The 4,270-nt window shown below is 70.4% G+C and carries 2 protein-coding genes; one reads left to right on the forward strand and one right to left on the reverse strand.

Features of this window, described 5'->3' with window-relative positions; genetic code table 11:
- Positions 1–469 precede the first annotated feature (469 nt).
- On the reverse strand, positions 470–2,590 hold the full coding sequence (locus tag IEZ12_RS37135; protein ID WP_189278822.1) for an alkaline phosphatase family protein: 2,121 nt from the start codon (positions 2,588–2,590) through the stop codon (positions 470–472).
- 377 nt (positions 2,591–2,967) lie between these two features.
- On the opposite strand from IEZ12_RS37135, the gene IEZ12_RS37140 reads away from it, so the two are divergent.
- A complete protein-coding gene (locus IEZ12_RS37140) occupies positions 2,968–4,203 on the forward strand; it encodes a C40 family peptidase (protein WP_189278825.1) in 1,236 nt (411 codons plus the stop codon).
- The last annotated feature ends 67 nt before the right edge of the window (positions 4,204–4,270 follow it).

A 4,270-nucleotide genomic window follows, 5' to 3' on the forward strand; every position in this document is an offset into this window, starting at 1 on the left:
TACGGCGGGGGGCTTTTTCGCGTTCCCGGAGGAATCCGGAGACGTGGAGCTCCGACCTGCGGGGATGAAACGGGCCGTGCCGGCCCGGGCGTGTACTGCTTCGGCGGCCTCCCACCCCTCGACGCTCAGCTGGGCGAGGGCACCAGGGAAGACACCGTCCTGCTCCTTGAGGTGGTGCCGAACGGGCTGCGTGGCGGGAGGGCGAAGCCGAGGGCGGTCAGGGGCGGCATCAGGGTTCGCTCTCCGGAGGCCGGCGTGATGGTGGATCCCGCCTCCGCCCGGTGACGCTCACGGTGGGCACCGCCCTGCCCCTCCCGTTCGACGGCCCGGCCATGCTCCGCGGCCTGGCCCTCGCCGACGCCCAAGCGGTCGTCCCCCCAAGCGATCGTCCCCCCGGGCGGAGTCGCGGCCGGGGGGACGGTGGAGGTGCTGGACGTGCCCGGCCGCTGATCGGGGCCGGGGTGCTGGGTCAGTTCCAGATGTCGTTGAGCGGGGTGGCGAACTGGTCGTTCTGGGTCAGGCGGCCGGGGAGGCCCAGGCCCTGTTCGACGGTGCGCAGGATGCTGTAGTGGTTGTACGGGGCGGGGGAGCGGTAGCCGGGCTTGGTGAGGCCGGGCGAGCTGGTGACGATGGTGGGGATGCGCTGGCCGTGGTTGTTGTCGTCCTCGTCGAAGGTGATGACGAGCACGGAGCGCTGCTGCGTCCAGGCGGGGGAGGCGAACAGCTTCGGGAGGTTGGTCCGCATCCAGGTGTCGCCGGTGGCGACGTCGCAGTTGTGCATGGTGTTGCAGCTGTTGGGTTCGAACCAGACGAAGTCGGGGGTGGTGGCGGTGGATTGGAGGTCGGACCAGAGCCGGGTGATCGGCTGCAGCTTGTCCTGGCAGCGGGTCGCGTCTCCGGTGACGTCCTTGAAGTAGACGAACGGGATGTTGTCCGCGTCGTAGTTGCCGCTGGAGCTCAGGTTGCAGGGCGACTTCATGTCCTCGACGTAGCCGCGCCAGGACCGGCCGGCCTGTTCGACCAGGTTGCCGAGGTGCGGCGAGGTGAGGGCGCCGGTCAGCGCCGGGTAGGGGTTGTCGGTCCGGCCGAAGGTGGAACCCCCGGACACGGCAAGGTAGTTGGGGTCGCTGGGGTGGACGACGCCGTAGGACTGGGTGAGCGTGACGCCATTGTTCGCCAGCTGGTTCAGGTAGGGCGCGGTGGAGCTGCCGATCACCTGGTCGTAGGACCTGTTCTCCAGCATCACGAAGAACACGTGGTCCAGCGAAGGCACTTGGGACGCGACCGGGGCCGGCAGGGCGGGGGCGGGGACGGCGGCCGAGATGGTCAGCGACAGGTTGTCGGCGTAAGCGTCGTTGTACGCGGTGCCGGTGCGGCTCGACTCGCGGGTCAGCTGCAGGACGACGGCGATGCTGCGGGTGCCGACGGGCAGCGTGCCGGTGGCGGTGCGCTGGAGCAGGGCGGTGGCCAGACCGCGGTCGGTGGCGCTGACCGGCCCGATCCGGGTGGTGCCGAGGGACGCGCCGGAGCCGCCCCGGAACGTGGCGGTGAGGGTGGCGGTGGAGTTCTCCAGGGCGTAACCGCCCAGCCAGCCCGAGAGGTTGTACGTCACCCCGCCGGCGTCGATCCGGTCGGCCGCCGCCGACACGTCGGCGGTCTGCGAGAGCGTGGAGCTGCCGACCGGGCCGCCGGAGAAGAAGGCGTTGCCGCGGTTGCCGGGCCCGGGGGTGCCGGTCGACGGGAAGCCGTTCGGCGCGCCGTAGGCCACGGCGGTCGGGACGCCGACGGTCTGCCAGCCCGGGAGCGTCACGCCGTCGTAGCCGCTGACGGAGGCGTCGGCGCACTCGGCGTCCCCGTTGACGATCAGGTTGGCGCTGCCCGTCGTCCCGGGCGCGGTGACGGAGAAGCGGGCGGGGCGGGCGAGCGCGGTGTAGCCGCCGCTGTAGAGGTAGTCGGCCAGGTAGGCGCCCGGGGCGAGCGCGTCGGTGGCGAGGGACACCGAGCCGGTCCCGTTCGGCGCGTAGGCCCAGGCGAGTGCCGGACTCCCGCCCGGCTGCTGGCCGTTGTCGGGGTAGATGCCGATCCAGTTGGTCGCGGCGACCCGGCCGGTGCCGTAGGAGGCGACCACCGCCTGGCCCTGCGCGTAGGAGGTCTGGCCGACGCACAGCATGCTGCTCTGCGTGTCGAGGACGGTCGAGGAGGTGACGGTGAACAGCACCGGCGCTGCCAGCGGGGCGTAGCCGTCGTTGGCGAGCAGGTAGGCGAGGTAGCTGCCGGGCTGCAGGGAGCCCGCGGCCAGGGTGACCGTTCCGCTGCTGTTCGGCGCGTACGCCCAGGCCAGCGAGGCCGTCCCGCTGCCGGGGCCCTTCGCGGGGTCGGTGGGGTAGATGCCCACCCAGTTGGTGGCGGAGGGCTGACCGGTGCTGTACGTCACCGGCACGGCCGAAGTCCGGCCCTGGACGTAGCTGGTGGCGGCCATGCCGATCGAGCTGCCCGCGGCGGCGGCCGTGGTCGGTAGGAGTGGCACGAGCAGGGCGACGACGGCGAGCAGCAACAGGTGCAGCCGTCGGTGCGCGGAGGGGTTCCGCATGGAGGCACTCTCCTGAGGGTGGGAGGGCTTGGTCAATGGCGCGCGTCAGGATGGCAGGCCCGATGCCGCGGATTCAAGAACGCCCGACGGAACTCCTCGCGAAGCCCGGGTGAAGAGTTGTCCGGCCAACTCCGGTCGACTCGGACCGGCACCAGGCGGCCGGCCTGCGGCGAAGCCTTCGCCGATCTTCCCTCAGTGTATGACGATTCGTCAGTTTGCTGTTTTGGCACGCGTGTTGGCAGATCGTTGATAACCTTGACGAGACGCCTGTGTCCTTGCCGGGTTTGCGCAATGTGGTCGGCCGCCAATGTGCAGTCAATTCCCCTGTGTGGAATCCCCATTGATGTGATGTCAGGCCGCCGGAAGGATCCGCGGCTATGACTACGCGCGTAAACCTTCTGTCGCGGTGGCTGGTCGCCCCGCTGCGGTGGGCGGCTCTGCTGTCGTTGCTGGTGTCGGTCGGAGTGTTCTTCGCCGGGGCCGGGGCGGCGCAGGCTGCGCCCGCTTGTGGAGTGCTGTCCACCGGGGCGGCGTCGCAGGCGACCGCCGCCGTGCGGTCCGCCTGCGGGCTGATCGGGACTCCGTACTCCTGGGGCGGCGGCCACGGTTCGCAGCCGGGGCCGACCTACGGGATCTGCGACTCCTCCAACGGCGCGCCCAACGACTGCAACGTCCGCGGCCTGGACTGCTCCGGGATGGTCCGCTACGCCTACTCGCTGGCGGTCGGTGCGGACGTCATCAACGGCACCACGCGGACGCAGTGGCCGACGTCCCGGGCGGTGGCCCGCTACTACCGGGCGGACGGGACGGCGCCGCTGCTTCCCGGCGATCTGGTGTACTTCGGGAACACCGCCTCCACCATCCACCACGTGGCGATGTACCTGGGGCAGGGCTGGATCGTCGAGGCCCCGTACTCCGGCGGGTACGTCCAGGTCGCGGCGCTGTCCTCGCACGGCGACTACTACGGCGCCATCCGGCTGTACGGCTCGGGCAACACCACCCCGACGCCGAACCCGCCGCCGGCGGGTGGCGGGCAGTACTGGGTGAACACCTTCGCCAACGCGCCGGTGTTCGCCTCCCCGACCTCCACCAGCAGCACGGGGACGCTGTACCAGGGCACCAACTACGTGTACTGCAAGGCGTGGGGGCGCGAGGTGTCGAGTGGCGGCAGCTTCAACCACTGGTGGTTGAAGACCGACCCGGACGTCGGCCCGAGCAGCCAGTGGGTGTCGGCGTTCTACCTGTCCGGGTGGGGCAACGACGTGGCCAAGGACAACAACGGCACCGTCGTCCCGGACTGCGCGGGCGGCGGCGGCACCCCGGCGCCGACCGGCAAGTACTGGGTCGACACCTTCGCCAACGTGCCGGTGTACGCCTCCGCGACCTCGACCAGTGGCAGCGCCACGGGGACGCTGTACCAGGGCACCAACTACGTGTACTGCAAGGTGTGGGGCCGTGAGGTGTCGAGCGGCGGCAGCTTCAACCACTGGTGGTTGAAGACCGACCCGGACGTCGGCCCGAAGGGTCAGTGGGTGTCGGCGTTCTACCTGTCACGGTGGGGCAACGACGTGGCCAAGGACAACAACGGAGTGACCATCCCCAACTGCTACTGAACTTGAATTTGTGATGTCGGCCTGGAGGGTGGTCAGCCGTCCATGATCAGGCCGGTGGCGGCGAGGC

Origin of the sequence: Kitasatospora griseola (genome assembly GCF_014648555.1) — a bacterium.
GTDB lineage: Bacteria > Actinomycetota > Actinomycetes > Streptomycetales > Streptomycetaceae > Kitasatospora > Kitasatospora griseola.

Coding starts and splice junctions, on each gene's coding strand:
- IEZ12_RS37135 (WP_189278822.1), bottom strand. CDS start 2,590: ATGCGGAACCCCTCCGCGCACCGACGGCTGCACCTGTTGCTGCTCGCC.
- IEZ12_RS37140 (WP_189278825.1), top strand. CDS start 2,968: ATGACTACGCGCGTAAACCTTCTGTCGCGGTGGCTGGTCGCCCCGCTG.